Origin of the sequence: Mycobacterium sp. E3247 (assembly GCF_001667785.1) — a bacterium.
Taxonomy (GTDB): Bacteria; Actinomycetota; Actinomycetes; order Mycobacteriales; family Mycobacteriaceae; genus Mycobacterium.
This window is the reverse complement of sequence record NZ_LZJG01000271.1, coordinates 1-819: the sequence shown is the minus strand read 5'-3', so window position 1 is coordinate 819 and position 819 is coordinate 1. Positions and strand designations below refer to the sequence as shown.

At 66.5% G+C, this 819-nt stretch carries 1 protein-coding gene; it reads right to left on the bottom strand.

Translation table 11 applies throughout. The annotated features are described in order from the left end of the window. On the bottom strand, positions 1-819 hold an 819-nt coding region (locus A9X04_RS15125; RefSeq protein WP_156764367.1), incomplete at both ends, for an MCE family protein.

Here is an 819-nt window from a genome sequence, read left to right as displayed (position 1 = left end):
GCCGACCAGGCTGGCGAGGGTGGCCACCGCCGACACCGGGTTGGCCAGCAACCCCAGCCCGGACAGCGCCTCGGTGTTCATGTTCAGCGAGTAGCCGTTGAACCCGCCTTCGGAGGCACCCGTCAGGGGCGCGGCGTCGTGGTAGTTGCGCAGCGTGCAGAAGATCGCGGGGCTGTAGGTGTCCAGCAGCTGGGCGCTGGGCACCAGGTCTTGGGCCCCGCGCGCCAGATACGGGCCGCCCCGGTTGAAGATGTCGGCGCCGGTGTTGCCGAACCCGGCCGCCGACAACAACGCCTGGTCCAAATCCTTCTGCTGCGCATTGATCGTGCGCGAGGTGATCACCGCGTTGTTCAAGAAGTCCAGCAGGTCCGGCGCCGCGTTGGCGTAGGTGTCACCCAGCCCGGCCAGCTGCTGGATGTCATGACGCGCCTGCGGCATCTGCGGATTGACGTCATCGAGGATCGCGTTCGCGTTGACCACCGACTGCCCGAACTTGTCACCCAGCCCGGTCAGCGCCTGCGCGGCCGCGCTCAGCGTCAGGTTCAGCTTGACCGGATCCACCTTCTCGTTGATCGACACGATCGTCTGGAACAGCGTGTTGATCTCGGTGGTCACCGACCGCGCGTCGATCACCGTGTGCGGGCTGATCCGTTGCGGGGAGGGCTTTTCCGGCGCGGTCAGCGACACGTACTTGCCGCCGAACACCGTGGTCGCCTTGATGTCGGCGTTCACGTTGGACGGGATCAGCGACAGGTACCGCGGATAGACCTCCAGGGTGAACTTGGCGGCCGGCTTGCCATCGCGCACCGTCTCGGCGAT